The organism is Streptomyces sp. NPDC059248 (genome assembly GCF_042753905.1).
Lineage (GTDB): Bacteria > Actinomycetota > Actinomycetes > Streptomycetales > Streptomycetaceae > Streptomyces.
The window spans coordinates 92,413-112,067 of sequence record NZ_JBHYZV010000015.1 but is presented as its reverse complement, the minus strand read 5'-3'; the positions used below and the strand labels follow the sequence as shown (position 1 = coordinate 112,067).

At 71.6% G+C, this 19,655-nt stretch carries 15 protein-coding genes; 6 read left to right on the top strand and 9 right to left on the bottom strand.

Going from position 1 to position 19,655, the window contains the following annotated elements; translation table 11 throughout:
• Positions 1–86 precede the first annotated feature (86 nt).
• Positions 87–1,076 (bottom strand): fatty acid desaturase family protein, encoded by a 990-nt coding sequence (locus tag ACFXG1_RS09180; RefSeq protein WP_384719421.1) that lies wholly within the window; start codon positions 1,074–1,076, stop codon positions 87–89.
• Positions 1,077–2,382: 1,306 nt separating this feature from the next.
• On the opposite strand from ACFXG1_RS09180, the gene ACFXG1_RS09175 reads away from it, so the two are divergent.
• Positions 2,383–2,937, top strand: coding sequence for a LuxR C-terminal-related transcriptional regulator (locus tag ACFXG1_RS09175; protein WP_384719419.1), 555 nt, complete (start codon positions 2,383–2,385; stop codon positions 2,935–2,937).
• Positions 2,938–3,030: 93 nt separating this feature from the next.
• On the opposite strand, the gene ACFXG1_RS09170 is transcribed toward ACFXG1_RS09175, so the two are convergent.
• Genes ACFXG1_RS09170 through ACFXG1_RS09135 form a run of 8 tightly spaced genes read right to left on the bottom strand, consistent with a single transcriptional unit; the run spans position 3,031 to position 13,079 of the window.
• Positions 3,031–4,092, bottom strand: a complete 1,062-nt coding sequence (locus ACFXG1_RS09170; RefSeq protein WP_384719417.1) for an alcohol dehydrogenase catalytic domain-containing protein — start codon at positions 4,090–4,092, stop codon at positions 3,031–3,033.
• Positions 4,089–5,885 carry a cellulase family glycosylhydrolase gene (locus ACFXG1_RS09165; RefSeq protein ID WP_384741870.1) on the bottom strand — a complete coding sequence of 599 codons (1,797 nt, stop codon included), beginning with the start codon at positions 5,883–5,885 and terminating at the stop codon, positions 4,089–4,091. The genes ACFXG1_RS09170 and ACFXG1_RS09165 overlap by 4 nt, the downstream gene beginning before the upstream one ends.
• A 4-nt stretch (positions 5,886–5,889) precedes the next feature.
• On the bottom strand, positions 5,890–7,041 hold the full coding sequence (locus ACFXG1_RS09160) for a DegT/DnrJ/EryC1/StrS family aminotransferase (RefSeq protein WP_384741868.1): 1,152 nt from the start codon (positions 7,039–7,041) through the stop codon (positions 5,890–5,892).
• Entirely contained in the window at positions 7,038–8,135 is a 1,098-nt protein-coding gene (locus ACFXG1_RS09155; protein WP_384741866.1) for a glycosyltransferase family 4 protein, read from the bottom strand. Before ACFXG1_RS09155 ends, ACFXG1_RS09160 begins: the two co-directional genes overlap by 4 nt.
• Entirely contained in the window at positions 8,132–9,112 is a 981-nt protein-coding gene (locus ACFXG1_RS09150; protein ID WP_384717071.1) for an NAD-dependent epimerase/dehydratase family protein, read from the bottom strand. Before ACFXG1_RS09150 ends, ACFXG1_RS09155 begins: the two co-directional genes overlap by 4 nt.
• Complete coding sequence (locus ACFXG1_RS09145) at positions 9,105–10,433, bottom strand: nucleotide sugar dehydrogenase (protein ID WP_384717068.1); 1,329 nt, start codon at positions 10,431–10,433, stop codon at positions 9,105–9,107. Before ACFXG1_RS09145 ends, ACFXG1_RS09150 begins: the two co-directional genes overlap by 8 nt.
• The gene (locus tag ACFXG1_RS09140) at positions 10,426–11,955 is read right to left on the bottom strand and encodes a class I adenylate-forming enzyme family protein (protein WP_384717065.1); all 1,530 of its coding nucleotides are present in this window, start codon (positions 11,953–11,955) and stop codon (positions 10,426–10,428) included. The genes ACFXG1_RS09145 and ACFXG1_RS09140 overlap by 8 nt, the downstream gene beginning before the upstream one ends.
• Positions 11,952–13,079: a sugar phosphate nucleotidyltransferase gene (locus ACFXG1_RS09135; RefSeq protein WP_384717062.1), complete on the bottom strand. Its 1,128-nt coding sequence runs from the start codon at positions 13,077–13,079 to the stop codon at positions 11,952–11,954. Before ACFXG1_RS09135 ends, ACFXG1_RS09140 begins: the two co-directional genes overlap by 4 nt.
• A gap of 206 nt (positions 13,080–13,285) precedes the next feature.
• Between ACFXG1_RS09135 and ACFXG1_RS09130 the strand changes: the two genes are divergently transcribed.
• From ACFXG1_RS09130 to ACFXG1_RS09110, 5 genes are all read left to right on the top strand, one after another.
• Positions 13,286–13,657, top strand: a complete 372-nt coding sequence (locus tag ACFXG1_RS09130; protein WP_384717060.1) for an ectoine synthase — start codon at positions 13,286–13,288, stop codon at positions 13,655–13,657.
• A complete protein-coding gene (locus ACFXG1_RS09125; RefSeq protein WP_384741863.1) occupies positions 13,585–15,108 on the top strand; it encodes a condensation domain-containing protein in 1,524 nt (507 codons plus the stop codon). Before ACFXG1_RS09130 ends, ACFXG1_RS09125 begins: the two co-directional genes overlap by 73 nt.
• A gap of 93 nt (positions 15,109–15,201) precedes the next feature.
• Positions 15,202–16,686, top strand: a complete 1,485-nt coding sequence (locus tag ACFXG1_RS09120; RefSeq protein WP_384741861.1) for an amidase family protein — start codon at positions 15,202–15,204, stop codon at positions 16,684–16,686.
• Positions 16,670–18,028, top strand: a complete 1,359-nt coding sequence (locus tag ACFXG1_RS09115) for a hypothetical protein (RefSeq protein WP_384741859.1) — start codon at positions 16,670–16,672, stop codon at positions 18,026–18,028. Before ACFXG1_RS09120 ends, ACFXG1_RS09115 begins: the two co-directional genes overlap by 17 nt.
• The gene (locus ACFXG1_RS09110) at positions 18,025–19,620 is read left to right on the top strand and encodes an aldehyde dehydrogenase family protein (protein WP_384741857.1); all 1,596 of its coding nucleotides are present in this window, start codon (positions 18,025–18,027) and stop codon (positions 19,618–19,620) included. Before ACFXG1_RS09115 ends, ACFXG1_RS09110 begins: the two co-directional genes overlap by 4 nt.
• Positions 19,621–19,655: the final 35 nt, after the last annotated feature.

Sequence of the window (19,655 nt, the reverse complement as noted above, 5' to 3'; positions counted from 1 at the left end):
CCCCTGTCGGGTCGGCCGGCCGCGATCCGGACGACGGCGCTCCTCGGCGCTCGTCGTGCGTGCCGACGTCGTGCGTGCCGACGGGGCTACTCGGCCTTCTTCAGCGGGTAGTAGAAGGTCGTCGTACGGCCCTCCTCCACCTCGGCTTCCTGCTCCTTCGCCCGGCCGCTGATCACATCGGCCAGGACCCGCGCGTGGAAGCGGAAGTAGGAGGTCTCGGTGAAGGCGAGATGGTGGCGCACCCGCCGTGAGACCTGCTGCAGATTCCAGGCCGGGATCCCGGGGTAGAGATGGTGCTCGGCATGGTAGTTCGTGTTCCAGTTGAGGAAGCCGAACCACTTGCTCCTGGTGTAGACGGAATTGGTGTTGCGCCAGGGGTTGTCGCTGCGTTCCGCGTAGTAGTGCTCGGGCATGATGGCGAAATTATTGACGACCCAGGCTACGCATGTCGGCGCGATGTAGAGGGTGACCATCACCATGGGCCACAGGACGGTCAGTACGGTCACGGTGAGAATCCATGCCAGCAGGATGAAGGTGTCACGGCGAATCGCGGAACGGGCCCGGTCCGTCGTGACGAAGTAGGGGTACCGGTGCGTCAACGAGGCCGCCGACATCCGCAGGAAACCTAAGAAGTACTCCACATTGAGCATCGCCATGATGTATTGCCCGAGGGTGGTGATGCTGCCGTCGGGCTCGGGGTCCTCGACCGTATGGGTGTTGCGGTGGTGGTGCATATGGAACACCCGGTACATGGCGCTGTTCATGAGGAGGAAGGTGCCGGAGACCTGTCCGGCGACCCGGTTCCCGTTGTAGGTCTTCATAAAGGTGCCGTGCGAGGCGCAGTGCAGCACATTGTGCAGCGACGCGACGACGAAGCCCGCCAGCACCCAGCCAAGACCGATGGCCCACCAGGTGTCGATGGCGAAGGCTCCTGCCACGAAGATCGCGTACAGCAGGACGTGCACCGAGGCGCGGCGCATGGCGAGACCGCTGGAGCGGCGGGTCAGCTCGCGCAGTTCGGCGGAGGAGAAGACGTCGTTCCGGTCGGGATGGACGTTCTCCTGCGAGACGGTCATTCCTGAACCTCCAAGAGTGTCGAGGCGGTGCGTGGCGGAGACCATGGCCCGGGCCCGGCCCCCGCGACGGAGGGGCGGCGGAGGCGGGCGCCGGGGCGGGGATCGTCCGGCGGGCCGGAGGCGGGCGGGCGCTCACGGAGCCCGCCCGGGCCGCGGACGGACGCACTCGGCCGGCGGGCGGGAGGCGCTTCCGGTACGGGCCGCCCGTCACCCGATCCGGTCACGATGGAAAATTCCTCACCGCCGATGCGCCTCGGTATCCGGGGAGCCTTCGCTTTCCCGGCCCCGGCAGGACCGGTGATTCCCTTTGCCGGTACCGGAATCGACGCCGCGTACCACGGCACAATCCCGGAAGTGTTTCAGCGGTACGAGGACCTCCGCCACAAAGAACCCACCGGCGCCCCGTTGCGCCGTGTCCGCCGCCATACCGCCCTCCGAACGCCGCGTCTCCACCTCGGCCCCACTCGCAAGCTACAGATTTCGAAACCGAAACAACACCCCCCTCAGGCGACGACGCGACCTTCGACCCCCAGGTGTTCGGATCAAGACGTTCTCCCGGCGAATTCCCGGTGTCGCACTCCGCTCGACAACGCCCCCCGGGGACGCCATCGGACGGCGTGCGGACGGTGCGGCCATTGGCCCGCCCGCCCAAGGGTCGGCGGGCCAATGGCGCCCTGGTACAAGGCACCGACCAGCGGAAACAAGACAGGCACCGCGGAGTGGCCGACGGCTGTGCACTTCGCGCCCGACGACGTCCGGCGCCTTCGGTACGGGCGTGGCTCCGGGGCCCGGCACAGCGCTCGGAGCCCTTCCGCAACGAAATCCGTAGGTGTGCATTGGTCATCGAATCCTTTCCGTCCCGACCGAAACGGAAGACAGGAAACCGGTGCCGACGACCGTGGCCTGGCCATGAAGTCATGGATTTTAAACAGCGGCGGCCATAGCAGACGGCGCAGACATCTCGCCGACCATTACAAATGTAAAGTGCCCGAAAAATTACAGATTGCCCGATTGCTTGCCTATTAATCGTAAATATCCGGTGCACTTGGCCGGGCAATTGGCGCAACAGCGCAGGCCCGGTGGCCGAATCCAGGCACAGCTGTACGCACCCTTGCCCTCCGGATCACGAATTTGATAGACAGTCACCCCGACCGATTGATTCACCACGAATACAGCCAGCGGGGGGACTGTGGACGCTACGGCGTTAGCGAATAGTTCAGAAGTTTGCCTTCAGCTGGACATCGTCACTGTAATCCGCGACGAAATACTCCGCCGAGGACTGGGTGCCACGCTCGACGGCATCCCGTTGGTCGGCGCCGTCCGGCACGGCAGGGACTGGACCGAGGCACGAGGTCTCGTCGGCACCCGACCACCCGACGTCCTCATCGTGAGCGACCTCGGCGAGCTCGATGTCGCGGCCGGCGACGTCGGTACCTCCCGACCCAAGATCCTTCTCATCCTGCACAGCCCCGATCTCACCGACCAGAGCATCGCGGGCCCCTTCCATCCCGATGGTTTCCTCATCCTCGGCGGGCTGAGCGCGACGGCCCTGGAGGACGCGCTCCGTCAGCTCGCGGCGGGCCAGGTCCCCATGCCGGCGCCCCTGGCCCGCGAGCTGATCCAGCGCGCCAACGGGCTCCCGGTTTCGGCCCGTGAGCGCACCGGAACACTCACCGTGCGCGAGAACGAGACCCTGGCACTGCTCGCCGAGGGACTCAGCAACAAACAGATAGCCCGGCGTCTGTCGATCTCCAGTCACGGCGCCAAACGCATCGTCGCCAGCGTCCTCTTGAAACTGGGGGCACCGAACCGCACGGCAGCCGTCGTCACCGCGATCCAGCGGGGACTCATCCAGCGCTGAACCCGACCACGAGCACGCGGGCGGCGGACTCCCCCGTCACCCGCCCCTCGAACCGCACCACACCGGACCCTCGACAGGACCGTCCGGAGCCGTTCACCCGTCTGCGGCACGGTCCTCTCCCGGTGACAGTACGACCTTGAGCGCCTTCCGCTCGTCGAACAGCCGGTAGGCGCGCGCCGCGTCGGACAGCGGCAGCCGGTGCGACACCAGCGGAGCCGGGTCCAGCAGACCGGCCCGCAGCAACGCGATCACCCGGTCCCTGACCCGGATCGGGTTGCCCACCGCGAAGCGCAGGGTGGCCTCCCGGGCGAACGCGTCCTTGGCGTCGAGCGGTACCGCCGTCGACCCGTGCGAACCGACGGCTACGACGGTACCGCCGTAGCCGATGCTGGTGAGCGCGCGGGTGAGCGCCGACGGCGAGCCCACCGCCTCGATCACCGCGGCTGCCCCCCGGTCCGAACCCGCCCCGAGGGCCGGGCCGAACCCCTCGGGTTCGACGGCATCGAAGCCCAGCTCCGCCGTCTTCGCCCGCCGTCGCGCGTCGGTGTCCGTGACCACGACCCGCGCCGCGCCGAACACCCGGGCGCACTGGGCCGCGAGCAGTCCGACCGGCCCCGCGCCGACCACGCCGACGACGTCCCCCGGGGTGATCCCCGCGGACTCCGCGCCGATGTAGGCGGTGCTCAGGATGTCGCCGACGAACAGCAACTGGTCGTCCGTCAGATCGTCGGGCGACGGGGACAGCACCACATCCGCGAAGGGCACCCGGACATAGTCGGCCTGGCCGCCGGGGAGCGCGGCTCCCGCCACGGTGTCGTAGCCGAAGAGGGTGGAATCGGGGCAGTGGTAGTGCCGGCCGCGGAGGCAGCGGTCGCACCGGCCGCAGGCGACGATGTCGGAGACGACGACCCGCCGGCCGACGGCGAACGGTACGCCGGAGCCCGTCTCGGTGACGACCCCCGTGAACTCGTGGCCGAGTACGGTCCCGGCCCGGAAGCCGGGCATCTCGCCGCGGTAGGGGTGGAGATCGGTACCGCAGATCGCGGTCCTGGTGACCCGGACGACGGCGTCCCGGTCGTGCCGTACCCGGGGCAGATCGAGCCCGGTGTCGACCTCGATCTTCCCCGGCCCCCGGTAGACCACGCCCCGCATCATGACGTTCCTCCTGTTCCCGGGTGGTCGACGACCGCCCAGTCCTTGGCGGCGACGGTGACGCCGAGCGCCTGCCGGGTGCTGGTGCCGTGGTTGACCAGTACGGTCCCGTGCGCGCCGACGACGACTTCCAGATCGGGGTGGGCCGACTCCACCGCCGGGCGGATGCCCGCGAGTTCGGCGATCCCCTGGTAGAGGCGGTGCCAGGGCCCGGACTCCAGCCGCCCCGGGGCATCGAGCGTCCGTTCGATCGGTACGGCGCCGAAGACGATCCGGCCGGCTCCGACGGGGTTGACGACCAGTGCCGGGGTACCGTCCGCGAAGGTCGCGGCCACCCGGCCGGTCGTCGCCCGCAGGGTCACCGGGGTGCCGCCGCCCGTGTGCCAGTCGACGGGCCATCGGGTGCCGAGCCAGGAGAACGACGCCTTGCCGTCGTCCCCCCGGGCGAAGTCGACGATCTCCGCCCCGGCCAGGTCCTCGCCCGGGAACCCGTGGTGCCGGTCGCCGAGTGACACGTACACCGTGGCTCCGCCGTTCGCCGCCGACCGGAGCCGCTCGACGTCGGTGAGGGTGAGCTGATCGGCGGAGGGGCAGACGACCAGGTCGTGTCCTTCGACGGGTCCGGCGGCGAACCGGTAGTCGAGATGGGCGCGTTTGAGCAGCAGATGGGCGTAGAAGGCGGCGACGGTGCCCACCCCGTGGTCCAGATACGACGCCGGCCGGGCCCGGATGTGTTCGGGCAGATAGACGGCGATCCGGGGGGCCGCCGGGCCGGGCGCCAGGGCGGCGGCGGACCGGGCGAGACGGGCGAACCGCTCGAACGCGGGTTTTACGGAGCCGTCCAGCCGCCGCAGTCCGGCGATGCGCTCCGCCGGGCGGCTGGCGTACGGCTCCTCCGTCGACGCGATGTCCTGCCAGCACCAGGCCAGTACCCCGCTCGCCCCGTTGGCCAGGGCGGACGCGGCGGATGCCCCCAGATAGGCCGCGGCGGTGGCCTCGTCCACGCCGTAGCTGCCGACTTCGTCGACCAGCGGCACCCCGTAGGCGGCGGCGTACCGGGCGAGGAACGCGTTCAGGTTCGTGGCCTTGTACGAGAGCGTGGACTCGATGGAGCCCGCCGCCCAGGACGGGAAGCCGTGGATCGCGATCACGTCGAGGGCGGCCGCGTTGTCCGGCGCGAACGGTGACGGGCCGAAGACGGAGAGCGCGTTGTTCGCCTGGAGGACGAGGGTGCCCGGCGCCTCCTCCCGCAGCGCGCCCGCGAGGCGCGCGTACCAGGACGCCACCTCGTCGCGGGAGAGCCCGTCGGCCTCGGCCGGGGCGACGGCGGAGATCTCGTCGCCGAGGTCGAACGCGAGGACGTTGCCGTGGTCCCGTACGGCGCGGGCGACCCGGCGCGCGAACGCCTCCTCGTGGTCGCGCATCTCGGGATCGCGCCACAGGCTCCGCCCCTCGCGCCAGGCGAGGTCCAGCAGACGGCCGTTCATAAAGATGGTGAACACCGAGAGGATGCAGGTCAGACCGTGTTCGGCGGCGATCGCGACGGCTTCGGAGAGCCGGGCGAAGGCCTTCGGTTCCGGCTGTCCCGCCGCGGGTTCGAAGTCACGCCAGAACACGAAGAGCCTGACCGTGGTGAAGCCCGCTTCCGCCATCGCCGCGAAGTCCTCGCGTACGGCGTCCGCGTCCCAGTCGCGCCAGATCAGGCAGCCCGCCTTCGACGGGTGGTAGTTCACCCCGACGACGGTCAGGGGGCGGCCGTCGGCGTGGAGTCGGCCCGTGTGCGCGGTGAACTCCATCGTTCTACCCCCGGCCCGCTCGGCGGAGGCCCGCAGTGACGGCGTCGGCGACGAAGTCCGCGTCGTCGTCCGACATCCGCGCGTGCAGCGGCAGCGTCAGCAGCCTTGGCGCGATGTCCTCGGTGACCGGCAGCGCCCGGCTCGTACTGCCGTGCCGGTCGCGGTAGTAGGAGAACTGGTGCGACGGCGGGTAGTGCACGGAGGTCTGGACGCCGCGCGCGTTCAGGTCGGCGCGCAGCAGCTCCCGGTCGACGGTCTCGGGCAGAAGGGCGACGGCCAGGTGGAGGGCGCCGTCGTCCGGCCTGCCGTCGAACGGCAGGGGAAGGGGCACCCGCTTCCGGTAGACCGCCATGACGGCCCGCCGGCGCGCCCGGTCCTGGTCGAGTTTGCCCAGCTGTACGCGGCCCATGGCCGAGGAGATCTCGGTGGGCCGGTAGTTGAGGCCGACGGCGGGTACGTCGTAGGAGGCGCCGCCGGTGCGCATCCGTTCCGTGGTGTCGGTGGTCAGGCAGTGGGAGCGCATCGCCCTGATCCTGGCGAGCAGATCCGGGTCCCGGGCGACCACCATGCCCCCTTCGCCGCAGGCGATGTTCTTGGTGGCGAAGAAGCTGAAGCAGCCGATGTCGCCGACGGTGCCGGCCGTGCCGAGCCCGGTCGGGACGACCGGCGCGTGGGCGGCGTCCTCGATCAGGGCGATACCGCGGGCGCGGGTGATCGCGCGGAGGGCTTCGAGGTCGGCGGCGTATCCGCCGTAGTGCATCGCGACGACGGCCTTGGTGCGGTCGGTGATGAGCCGTTCCACATCGCGCGGGTCGACCGTCAGATCGTTCTCGGAGCGTACGTCGGCGAAGACGGGCCGGGCGCCGTGGAGGGCGGTGACCTCGGCGGACGCCACGAAGTTGAGGGACGGGGTGATCACCTCGTCGCCCGGTCCGACACCGAGCGCCAGTACGGCGAGATGCAGCGCGGCGGTTCCGTTGCTGACCGCGACGGCGTCGTCGGCGCCCAGCGCGGCGGCGAACTCGGTCTCGAACGCGCGGGTCTGCCGTCCCAGGGACAGCCAGCGCGACGCGAGGACGTCGCCGACCACCGCGATCTCCTCGGCGCCGACGGAGGCGTCGGCGACCGTCACCTTCCACTCGGGGTTGCTGTTCACCCTGTGTCCCTCTCCTTCTGGCCCGCCGCGGCCGGTGGCCGCAGGGTGAGGGCCGCGCGGTATCCGGCGGCCACGTCGTCGGCGACCCGGTCCCAGCCGAATTCGGTACGGCTCCGCAGCAGACCGGCCGCCCCCATCGACTCCCGGCGCCCGCGGTCGGTGAGCAGGGCGAGCAGGACATCGGCGAGTTCATCGGACCCGGGGCCGATGATCACCCCGTCGACGCCGTCCCGCACCACTTCCCCGACACCGGGGAAGCGGCCGGTCACCACGGGCCGCCCGCAGGCCCAGGCCTCGGTGAAGACCAGCGGGAAGACATCCGCGGTGGTCGGCAGCGCGAAGACGTCGCAGGCGGCCATGGCATCGAATTTGTCCTGGTCCGACACCGTGCCCAGGTCGCGTACGCGGGGGTCGGTACGGATCGCCTCCCGCGCCGGGTCCCGTTCGGGTTCGCCGCCGGGCCCGATGAGGGCGAAGACGGTGTCGGGCAGCCGGTCCCAGACCCGGGGCGCGCAGGCGAGGAACTGCCGGTAGCCCTTGGTCGCGATCCGGCGCCCCGCGAACAGCACCATCGGCCCCGCGATGCCGTGCCGGGCGCGGAACGCGGCCCCGTCGGGGCTGCCGGTGAGGTCGGGGGCCTGGGCGATGCGCCGCATCCGGTCCGCGGGCGCGCCCGCGGACCGCAGGACCGTCTCCTCGGCCGCCGTCAGGGTGTAGATGACGGACGCCTGTTCGCACGCGGCGCGCCCCAGTGCGGGGTCCGGCCAGAGCTGGGGGTCGGTGGCGGGGGTCAGGACGAACGGGACCCGGTGGGTGCGGGCGGCCGTCAGCGCCCGGCCGACGTGCTCCGGCTGTCCGAGGTCGTACGCGTGCACCAGGTCCGGGGGCGTCCCGCCGGGGCCCGGCCGGGCGCCTTCGGCGGCCGGGGCCACCCGGACGGCGTCGCGGTCGAGCCCGGCGGGCGGGGCCGAGTCGGTGACCACCGTCATCCGGTGGCCGCGGGTGGCCAGCCGCGCGGTGGTGCGCCAGGCCATGCGCTCGGCACCCGCGTGGGTGCCGCCGTAGCCGCCGAACGCCACATGGACCGTGGTCACGAAGCGGCCTGCCGGCGCCGGGGATGGGCGGCGGCGTACCACTCGTAGGTCTGCCGCAGTCCGGTGTCGAGGTCGACCTTCGGGGTGTAGCCGGTCGCCGCGCTCAGGACCCGCAGGTCGGGCAGCCGGCGGTCGGGCGATCCGGGCGGGGGTTCGTGGATCTCCACCGCGGGGTGCCTGCCGGCGATGGCGAAGAGCCGCTCGGCGAGCGTGAGGGCGCTGATCTCCTCCGTGTCGTTGCCGATGTTGGCGATCAGGGGTTCGTCGCCGGGCAGCCGGATCAGGGCCGTGGTGGCGGAGACGGCGTCGTCGATATGGCAGAAGGACCTGGTCTGGTGGGCACCGTAGAGACGGAAGGGGGTCTCGCCGTCGAGGAGCCGTTCGACGAACTGGGGGATGACGTGCGCATAGCCCATCCTGGGCCCGTACACGTTGTGGTAGCGCCCGATCCGGACCCGGAAGTCGCCGCCGCCGTGCAGCAGCAGCGCCTCGGAGACGACCTTGCCGAGGGAGTACGCGGCACGGGGCAGGGCGGGGTCGGGCAGGACGTAGGGGACGGACTCCGGCGCGGGCAGCGTGGCGAGGCCGCTGCGTACCGCGCCGTCTCCCACCTCACTCGTGGAGCTGAGGAAGAGCGCCTCCGGCGAGTGCCGCAGACACCAGTCCAGGACGTTCATGGTGGCGAGCACATTGGTCCGCAGTACGTCGCCGGGCGCCCGGTTGCTCGTGCTCACGCCGACCTTGGCGGCCAGGTGGTAGACGTGGTCGACGCCCGGCAGCAGATCGTCCGGGATGGGGAGGCGCAGATCGTGCTGCACCACCCGGGCGTCCCGGCTCACGGCCGTGAACTCGTCGTCGGGGCGGCCCCGGGAGTAGTCGTCGAGCAGGACGACATCGGTTCCGTTGCGTACCAGTTCCCTCGCCAGGTGGAGTCCGATGAATCCGGCTCCGCCGGTGATCAGCGCGCGTTCAGACACGGCCCAGCCTCAGGTAGGTGATGTCACTGTCGTGGGCGAGTGCGGCTTCGAGCGTGCCCCACATGTCGAACACCACACGCGGGGCGCGCATCCGTGAGCGGACGGCGTCGGCGGTGATCTCGGCGTATCCCGGGTGGTCGTTGAGGACGATGATCCCGTCGGCGTCGCGGAGGCCGTCCTCCAGGCTCGTCGGTTCGAACCCCAGCGCCTCGACGGCGTCCCGGGGGACGAGGAAGTCGTGGGCGGCGAGGGTCGCGACCTTGCCCCTCAGGGCCTTCGCCACGTCCGGTGAGGCGGCGCCGCGTACGTCGTCGGTCTCGGGCCGGCCCTTGTAGGCGATGCCGCAGACCAGGATCTTGGCCTCGGAGAGCGGCTTGGCGGTCCGGGCGGCGTACGCCTTGGTGAAGCTCTCGACGGCGAACGCGGGGACGCTCTCGTTGACGCGGCGGGCCGCCGTGACCATCGGGGCGTCGTAGCCGTGGGCCCGGGTGCCGTAGGTGAGGAGATACGGGTCCTTGGTCAGACAGCTGCCGCCGACGAATCCGGGGCGGGCCAGGTCGGGCCGCGGGTAGTCGAGGTTGGCGCTGGCGATCACCTCGTTGGCGTCGAGGCCGAAGCAGGCGGCCATCATGCTGATCTCGTTGCCGAAGCCGTAGAGCAGATCGGTGTGCGCGTTGCAGATGAGCTTGATCATCTCGGCGGTCTCCAGGGACGAGACCGGGACGTGGTTCGGGGTGATCAGCGCGTGCAGCTCCCGGGCCCGCTCCCGGGAGGGCTCGTCGAGACCGCCGATGATCTGCGGCAGTGAGACCAGTTCGGCGAGCGCCTTGCCCTGGATCAGCCGCTCGGGGCAGAAGGCCAGGAGCGGTTCGGCGACCTGCTTGCGCAGCCGGGGCAGTACGGTCTCGCGGCAGGTTCCGACGGGTACGGTGCTGCGGACCACGACGAGGGTGTCGTCCGCCATGGCTTCGGCCACGGCGTCGGCGGCGGATTCCAGATGGCCCAGGGCCGGGTGTCCGGTCTCCGGCGACATCGGGGTCCCGACGCAGATCACGGCGGCCCGGGGGGCCTGCCCGGGGATGCGGTCCGAGACCGTGAGCCGGCCCGGGGGCAGTCCTTGGAGGAGTTCGGTGAGGCCGGGTTCGTAGAACGGCGCCCGGCCCTCCGTGACGGTCCTGCGGGTCTCCGGGTTGGTGTCGACGCCGATGACGTCCACACCGGCCGCGGCCAGTGACGCGGCCAGGGGGAGGCCCACATATCCGAGCCCCACCACCACGACCGGGCGTCCGCCCCGCCCACCGCCGTCCGTGCTGTCAGTCATCGGTTGTCCCCTTTCCGGTCGCCGCGGTCTCCCGCAGCCGATGCCGGTCGATCTTGCCCATGCCAGTCCGTGGCAAAGCGGTGAGAACGTGTACGCGGTGCGGTACCTCGTAGGGCATCAGACGGTCCCGGCAGTAGGTGAGGACGTCCGCGGCGTCGTTGTCCGGACGGAGCACCAGGGCCGCGTGGATCTCCTCTTCGCCTTCCCCGGTCCTGCTCGGTGCCCCGAAGACCAGCACCTCGCGCACGCCGGGGTGTTCGGCGACCACGGTCTCGACCCGTCGTGGACTGACCTTGCGCCCGCCGACGTTCACGAACGCGTCCTTGCGCCCGACGACGCTGACATGGCCGTGCTCGTCCACTTCGGTGAGGTCCCCGCAGGCCAGGAAGCCGTCTTCGACGGGGGCCGGGCCGCCGCCGTCCACGTACCCCTCGAACATCGTCGAGGTGCGCACCAGCAGTTGTCCGTGCCCGTGGCGGGCCGTCGCGGAGCGGCCGGTGCGGATCCGCCAGTCGACGCCGGGTGCCATGGTGCCCGTCGAGCCCTCGGGCCACGGTTCGGCGCGGTCGTGGCGGCAGGCGATCAGGCCGGTCTCCGTACTGCCGTAGACCTGGTGCACGGGGACCCCGAGCCGGGCGGCGGCGGCCTGCTCCTGCGCGCTCGCCAGGGGGCCGCCGGAGGAGAGGGCGACCCGCACCTTCCCGCGGGGCGCCGCGCGCGGCAGTACCGGGGTCAGCAGCTGGTACACCAGCGGGGTGCCCAGGAGTACGGTGCTGCCCGCGTCGAGCGCTTCGAGGACGGCGCCGGGCCGGAAGCGTGACATGGTCCGCAGCCCGGCGCCGGAGACCAGTGCCGTGGTCAACGCGCCGACCAGGCCGAAGGAGTGGGCCAGCGGCACCATGGCGAGCACGGTGTCGGCGGCGGTGATCCGGTGGATGTCCCGGTACAGCGCGCCGCCGGTGAGGGTGTTGCCCAGGGTCTGCCGGGCGATCCGGGGTTCGCCGGTGCTGCCGGAGGTGAGCTGGAGGACGGCCGTCTCGGGGTCCTCCGGCGGTACCACCGTGCCGGCCGGTACCGGCCCGTACACCAGCTCTTCGAACGTGCGGTGCGCGAGCCCCGGCACGGCCGACGCGTCGGACGGGCCGACGAGCCCCGCCGGCGGCAGCCGGTGGACGACCGATCGGGCCTCCCCCAGATGCGAGTTCTCGCGCTCCACGAGCAGGGTGTCGGCACCGGCCAGGAAGAGTCCCAGCATGGCCGCGACGCAGACCGGGGTGTTGTCCACCAGGACGATCACCGGTCCCGGCGGGCGTTCCCAGGCGGTCGCGTTGGCCGCCGCGGCCGACACCGCGTCCCGCAGCCCGGCCCACGTCATGTCCTGCCAGGCCGCGCTGCCGCGGGTACTGACGGCGACCGCGTCCGGGGAGCGTTCGGCGGCGGCGCGCAGCGAGCCGGTGAGGGTGGGCGTTTCGGGGGGTCCGGCGGCCGGGCGGTCCGTTTCGTCTGGTGCGCCGTGGGTCATCGGGCGGACCGGCTCGCCACACGGTGCGACCGTACGACATCGGCCAGGGCGGCCGGACTGGCGTCGTCGAAGACCGCGAGCAGCAGTTCGGCGTGCAGCCGGTCGGCCGCCTCCGGGTCCACCGGCTCGAAACGTTCGGTGAGCCGCGCTATCAGGTCGACGGCGCGCAGCGAGTCGCCGCCGAGGAGGAAGAAGTCGTCCGCGGGGCCCAGGGGACGGCATTCCAGAACCGTGCCCATGTCCCGCGCGATCTGCGAAGGCAGGTCGTCCGTCGCCGGATCGTCGTTTGTCACAGACCCGTTGGCCTCTCTCGATGCGTGGCGGGGATGGAAATGCGGTTCCGGGGAATCCGTCTCGGTGGGCCGGTGCGCCGACCCGCTTCCTGGACGTTCGCCGGGACCGCCGGGCGCCGGGGCGCCGAGGCCGGGTAAATAGAGGTCCGGGTTCTCGGCGAAGCAGCGCTGCGCCTCTTCGTATCTTTCGGGCGTGCCGATGTCGTGCCAGCGGTCGGTGAAGGAGTAGGCGTTGACCTGACGTCCTCGCGCTATCATCGCGGCCACCAGATCCGGCATGTCGATGGGCTCCTCCGGGGTAATGGCGTCGACCACGGCGGCGTCCGCCACATAGATACCCGATGAGATATCGATACGGAGTGTCGGTTTCTCCTTGATCGCGGTCACCCGGCCGCCCCGGATGTCGAGGACGCCGAAGCCGATCGGTACCGGGCGGCGGAGCGACGCGACGGTCAGCACACCGCCGGCGTCCTTGTGCGCCCGGTACAGCTCGGCGAAGTCGAGCGCGGTCAGCACATCGCCGTTCATGACCAGGGCGGGCCCGTTCCAGTCCACGACCCCGGCCAGCGGCGCCGCGGTGCCCAACGGCCGCGGGTCGTTGCTGTAGTCGATCCGGACTCCGAGTGTTCCCCCGTCGCCGAACTCGGCTCTGATCTGGTGGGCCAGATGGGAGACGCACAAGGTGATGTGGCTGAAGCCGGCGCCACGGAGCCGCCGGATGATGACTTCGAGGATGGAGTATCGGCTCAGCTGGAGCAAACCCTTGGGCCGGTTGTCGGTGTATGGCCGGAGGCGGGTCCCTTTCCCTCCGGTCAGGATGATCGCTCGCACGAGAGCCTCCCTGTGCCGCCGTCGACATCGCGACGAGATCAAGGTTCGGAGGTGGAAGCGGTTTCCGGGAAGGCTCAAACGGCCGCACCGGGGGGCCTAGCCAAGTGGCCATAGCCGTACTGTCCGTGGAAATATCGGCGCGGCCTTCCTAGAATCGCTGCCGACCCTCGCGGAAACACCGAATCCTGGGCAGGTGAACCTTGCTGGTGCGCTCGGTTGAAGATGTCGTAGGAAGTGAATGCGATGTGGACTGGGGCAATGGAACCAGTCGACGACTACTCGTTCAGGCGGATGGATTGGGGTTCGGCCTGACCGAAACCTATGTACAGCCCGGCAGTGAGTCGTATCTGCGGTACGACAACCATCAAGAGGTCTGTTATTGCGTGAGCGGCTCCGGTTCAGTGGAAACGGAGGACGGCGTCTTTGAAATCAAGCCGGGGACGCTGTACGCCCCGGGTATGGGTGAACCGCACATACTTCGTTCGCAGGACGGAATGACGCTGATGTGCGTCTTCTCACCGGCCTTGCTCGGATCGGAGACACATCTGCTGACACCTGGTGTGCATTCGAGCTATTGAGGGACGGGGCCGTGGCTGAATCGGTTCAGTGTGACGTCGCGTTCTCCGGTGGGCGGTCCGCCGCCGGTCCCGCGACGTGCGCGCAACGGCACATGTGGAATCTGATCCAGCGACGGATGCCGGACTCCGCTTTCTACAACCAGATCCACTGGGCCGTGCTGCCGCGCGGCAGCACGGTGCCCGACGTCCATGCCGTACTGGGCGAACTGGTGGGCCGGCACGAGACGTTGCGTACGACGTATCGCGTCGGGACGGACGGCGAACTGACCCAGCGGGTGACCCGGTCGGGATCCTTCCCGGTCGGGACCGTCTCAGCGACCGACGCGTCGGACGTGGAGAACGCCACCACCGGGTGGGGCGTGGACACGAGTGGCGTCGCGTTCGACCACGCCGTGGATCTGCCGTTCCGGGCGGCCGTCGTCTGCCTGGACGGCGAACCGGTGCGGGTCGTGTTCTGCATCTCGCACATGGCCGCCGATCTGATGGGGCTGCGCGTCCTCGAAACGGAGCTCGCACGGCTGCTGGCCGCCAGGGTGACGGGCCGCGCCGCCGGGCCGCCGGCGGAGTTCCGGCAGCCGCTGGAACAGGCGGCGTTCGAGGAGTCCGAACAGGGACGGCGGCTGCTGGACCGCGCCGACCGCTACTGGGACGAACAACTGGCGCTGCTGCCTTCGACGATGTTCCCCGGCAAGGACCCGGTACGGGAGACGGCCCGGCCGCCCTTCCACAGCGCCGTACTGGATTCCCGGGCGGTCGCCCTGGCACTGCCGGTACTCGCCGGGCGTTACCGGGCGAGCGGCTCGGCGGTGCTGCTCGCCGTGGTGTCGCTGCTCCTGGCACAGCGGAGCGGTCTGCCGCGGTGCGGGCTCCGGCTCCTCGCGGCCAACCGCACCCACCAGGTGCTGCGCGACACCGTGGCCAATCTGCACCAGGAGGTCCCCGTCACCGTCGATGTGACCGGGGAGACCGTCGCCGACGTGGTCCGTGCGGCGCGTGTCGCGGCGATGCGGGCCTATGTCAACGGTCTGTACGACCCGGTGCGGGCCGAGCGCGCCCTGCGGGAACACGAGCGCGGACGCGGTGAGCGGATCGACCTCTCGTGCTGCTTCAACGACGCGCGGGCGGTCCGGGAGGACCGGCCGGGGCCGCGGCCCGCGACACCGGCGGAGATCCGCGCGGCGACGGCCGCGACCACCGTCGAACCCGATGACTTCCATGAGGCGGAGCGTTTCTTCCTCGTGGTCCACGACGACGTGCCCGACCGCGTCCGGATCGTTCTCGGCGCGCATCCGGAGGTGCTCTCCCCGGCGGCCGTACGGGGCTTCCTCCGGGCCGTCGAGAAGCTCCTGGTCGCCCTCACGGCGGGCGAGATGACCCTCGCGGAGTGCGCCGCGCTCACCGGGCCGGCCGCGCCGGACGGCCCACGGCACCCGTCCCACCTCCATGGGTAGCCGGGCGGGCGGCCCGGCGCCTGGCCGGGTGGAAACGGATCGATCGGCCCCGGACCCGGCGGCCGAGCCCCGACGACGGCAGGTGGTGGCACATTGGGTGTCGACGAGGAGTTGTGCCGGTGGTCGGCGGTCGAAGCCGCCGGGGCGATAGCCGCGCGGAGGATCTCGGCCCGCGAGTATCTGTCGGCGCTGCTCGCCGCCGTCGAACGGCACAACTCCGGGCTCGGTCTGGTCGTGACCGTCGACGAGCGGGCCATGGCCGCGGCGAAGGCCGCGGACGACGCCACCGTCGGCGGTGCCGCGCTCCCACCCCTGCACGGCGTCCCCATGACGGTGAAGGACTGCTTCTCGACCGCCGGTCTGCGCACCACGGGAGGCGCCGCGGCGCTCTCGGCCCATGTGCCGGTGCACGACGCCGACGCCGTGGCGGCGCTGCGCCGGGCGGGCTGCGTCGTCTTCGGGAAGACCAATCTGCCGGAGTACTCGGCCGATGTGCAGACCTACGGCGAGCTGTTCGGCACCGCCCGCAATCCCTGGGGAACCCAATTCACCACCGGCGGCTCGTCGGGCGGGTCGGCCGGCGCGGTCGCCGCCGGGTTCACCCCGATCGAGCTGGGCTCCGACATCGCCGGATCGATCCGGATCCCCGCCTCGCACTGCGGGGTGCTCGGGCACAAACCGAGCTTCCGTACCGTGCCGGTGTACGGGCAGGTCCCACCGCTGCCGTTCGCCCATACGGCCCCCGATCTCACGGTCGCGGGACCGTTCGCGCGGACCGCGGACGATCTGATCGCCGCGTTCGACGCCGTCGCCGGGCCCGACGCACGGGACGCGTCCGCCTGGCGGCTCGAACTGCCGCCGGCCCGTCCGGTCCGGCGGGTCGCGGCCTGGTTCGACGACCCGTACTGCCCGGTGGACGGCGAGGTCCGCCGCGTACTCGAACACGCCGCCGACCGGCTGGCGGACACGGGGGTCGTGGTGGAGCGGACCGCCCCCAAGGGCATCCGGCTGGACGCGAGCGACCGGGTCTTCCGCGCACTGCTCGCACCGGTCGCCTTCGGCCACTACTCGGCCCGCGACATCGACGCGATCGCCCGCGGCGACCGGGCCCCGGGCGCGGAGCTCGGCGCCGAGCACGTCGGGCAGACCCACCGCGCCTGGGTGGAGGCCGACGCCAACCGGGCCCGGTTACGGCTCCGCTGGCACCGGTTCTTCGAGGAGTACGACGCGATCCTGCTGCCGGCCGCCCCCACCGCGGCCCCGCCGCACGACCACCGTCCCTTCGCCGAACGGGACATCGTGGTCGACGGCCGCAGCCGGCCCTACTGGGACCAGATCACCTGGGCCGGTCTGACCGGTGTGTGCTACCTGCCCACGACGGTGCTCCCGGCCGGGCTGACGGCCGGCGGCCTTCCGGTCGGTCTGGCGGTCGCCGGGCCCTATCTCGGCGACCGTACGACGCTCGCGCTCGCCAAGACCCTGGAACAGGCTCTGCCGCCCCTCGGCCGGCCCTCGGTCCTCGCACCCCCCTCACGCACCACGCCCGGGAAGGCAGGAGAGCATGTCAGAGACCATTGACCTGGTCATCCCGAACATCGTCGAGTTCAATCTGAAACGCCCGCTGCTCGATCTCGACCCGGGGGTGGAGCGCGATCTCGTCGAGCACGGGACGAACCTCGCCGACCAGTGCGTCTTCTGGAGCGACGCCGACCGTGTCCTCGTCCTCCCGGCCGGCTGGTCCCCCGAATGGCTGGCCGACGTCCACGCCGGACTCGGCTCCGCAGTCCCCCCGGTCGTGTCGCCGGCGCCGCGCACCGGCCGGCTGGTCCACGATCTGCTCGACGACGACCGGGCACTCGCCGCGCTCTGCGCGGCGACCGCGGGGGCGCGTGTGGTGCGGTTTGTGTCCTGGGGGTCGTCACCGGAGCTGTATTCGCTGGCCGCGGCGCTCCGCAGCCATGGGCACGAGGTCGTGCTGGATGTCGCCGAGCCCCGGGACGCCTGGTCGTGCGAGTACCTCGAATCCAAGCTGAGCTGTACGGATCTCGCCGCGCACATCCCCGGGTTCCGGGTGCCGCGGGGTATCTCGGTCGCCAGCTGGGACCAGCTCAGGGGCGCGGTCGAGGCGATCGTCGGCAGCGGCGGCCGGGCCGTGGTCAAGAGCATGTACGGCGTCGGCGGCTACGGCTCGGCGGTCGCGCGGAGCGACGGCGCAGGAACCGACGGGTTCTGGCAGACGCTGCGGCGCGAACCCTTCTTCGGTACGTTCCCCCTCACAGTCCAGGACTATGTCGAGCACGCCGCCGACTGCCCGGCCGTGGACGTCCTCGTCGGTGACGACGACGGCCCCGGCGGGAAGCCCCGTTTCGAGTACAGCATGCTCGGCGTGGACGGACTGCGGTACCGCAGTCTGACCCTGGGGCCCGGGATCCTCGATCCCGCCCTGGAGGAACGGCTCACCGACCTCAGCACCCGTGTCCACGGGTTCGCCCGGTCCATCGGCTACCGGGGCTGGTTCTCCCTCGACTGCCTCCTCGGCACCGACGGGGAGCTGTACGTCACCGAGATCAACGCCCGGCGCACCGGAGCCATGCACGCGATCGCGCTCACCGAACGGTGGGCCGGCGAGACCCCGGTCGCGTACAGCCACGACGCGATGCCGCTGCGGCTCACCGGTGTCGCCTCGTACCAGGACCATGTCCGCCCGGTGTTCGAGACGCTCTGGGCGGCGGGCGTCCGGGCCTATCCGTCGACCGTCCGCGCGCTCGGCCGGCACCGGCCGTCGCTGGGCGTCGTGGTCTGCGCCGCGAGCACGGCGGAGGCCGAGCGGATCGCGGGCGAGGCGCACCGGGCCGTCAACGCCGCGATGGCGGCGGCCGGCACCTCCTTCGGCCGGCCGACCGCGGGCAGCCTCTCATGACGGCGGCGATGACGGTGGCGGGGCGGCTCGTCCGCGCCACCCCGGGCCGGGGCATCCCGGTGGACAACCCCGCGACCGGTGAGGTCTTCGCCCACGCCCCCGCGTGCACCGCCGACCAGCTCGACGACACGGTGGACGCCGCGGCCACGGCCTTCCGCTCCTGGGCGGAGCTGCCGCTGTCGCGGCGCCGGACCCTGCTCCGGGCCTGCGGCCCGGCGCTGGCCGCCCGGGCCCGGGAGCTGGCCGAGCTGCTGACCCGGGAGCAGGGCAAGCCGCTGCGGCAGGCCCTGGGCGAGGTACGGACCTCGGCGGACTGGTTCGGGCACACGGCCGACCTCGGGCTGAACGGGCAGCGGCTCGTCGACGACGGCACGTCGGAGATCACGCTGGAAAGGGTGCCGTACGGGGTCGTGGCGGCGATCGCCCCCTCCAACTTCCCCCTGCTCCTCGCGGTCTGCAAGATCGCCCCGGCGCTGCTGGCGGGCAATACCGTCGTCCTCAAACCGGCCCCCGAGACCCCGCTGTCCAGCCTGCTCATGGGCGAGCTGCTGAACGAGGTACTGCCGGCGGGGACCCTGAGCGTCGTCTCCGGCGACGACGGCGTGGGCGAGCGCCTCACCGGGCACGGCGCCGTACGGCTCATCTCGTTCACCGGCTCGATCCCCGTGGGCAAGGCCATCGCACGGGCCGCGGCGGCGGATCTCAAGCGGGTCGTGCTGGAACTCGGCGGCAACGACCCGGCCGTCGTCCTCCCCGACGCCGATCCCGAGCGGATCGCGCCGGCGCTCTTCCGGCGGGCCATGGCGAACAGCGGCCAGTTCTGCGCCGCGATCAAACGGATCTACGTACCGCGGGACCGGCTCGACCGGTACGCCGGGCTGCTGGCCGACGCGGCACGGGCCACCGTGGTCGGCGACGGCATGGACCCGGCATCGGACCTGGGCCCGCTCGTCTCCGCCGCCCAGCGGGACCGGGTCGCCGGCCTGGTCGACCGCGCCGTCGCCGCCGGAGCCCGGGTGGTGACCGGGGGAAGCGTTCCCGCCGGGCCCGGGTACTTCTATCCGCCGACGATCGTCGCCGACCTGCCGCCCGGTACCGAACTGGAAGCGGAGGAGCAGTTCGGCCCGGTGATCCCGGTCGTGCCGTACGACAGCGTCCCCGAAGCCCTCGACCGGGCGGGCGCGGGCGACTACGCGCTCGGCTGCTCGTTGTGGGGCGGCGAACGCGAGGCCGGGAAGCTGGCGTCACGGGTGGAGTGCGGCACGGTGTGGATCAACACCCATGGCGATCTGCGGCACGACGTCCCCTTCGGAGGGCACCGGGCGTCGGGGGTCGGTGTCGAGTACGGCCCCTGGGGGCTGCTCGAGTTCACCCAGATCAAGGTCCGCAACATCGCGCTCCACGCCGGGCCGGACGGCGCACCGGACCGGCCCCCGGAAGCCGCCGCGGCCACCGAGCCCCCAGGCACGCCGGTCGCCCCAGGCACCCCGGGCACTCCAGGCACGCCGGTTACGCCGGTCGCCCCAGAATCCTCAGCCCCGGCGGCCACCGCCGGCACCGCGGACACCGCCGGGTCCGCGACGACGGCATGACCGCCCCACCCGCCCCATCACCCGCAACAGATCTG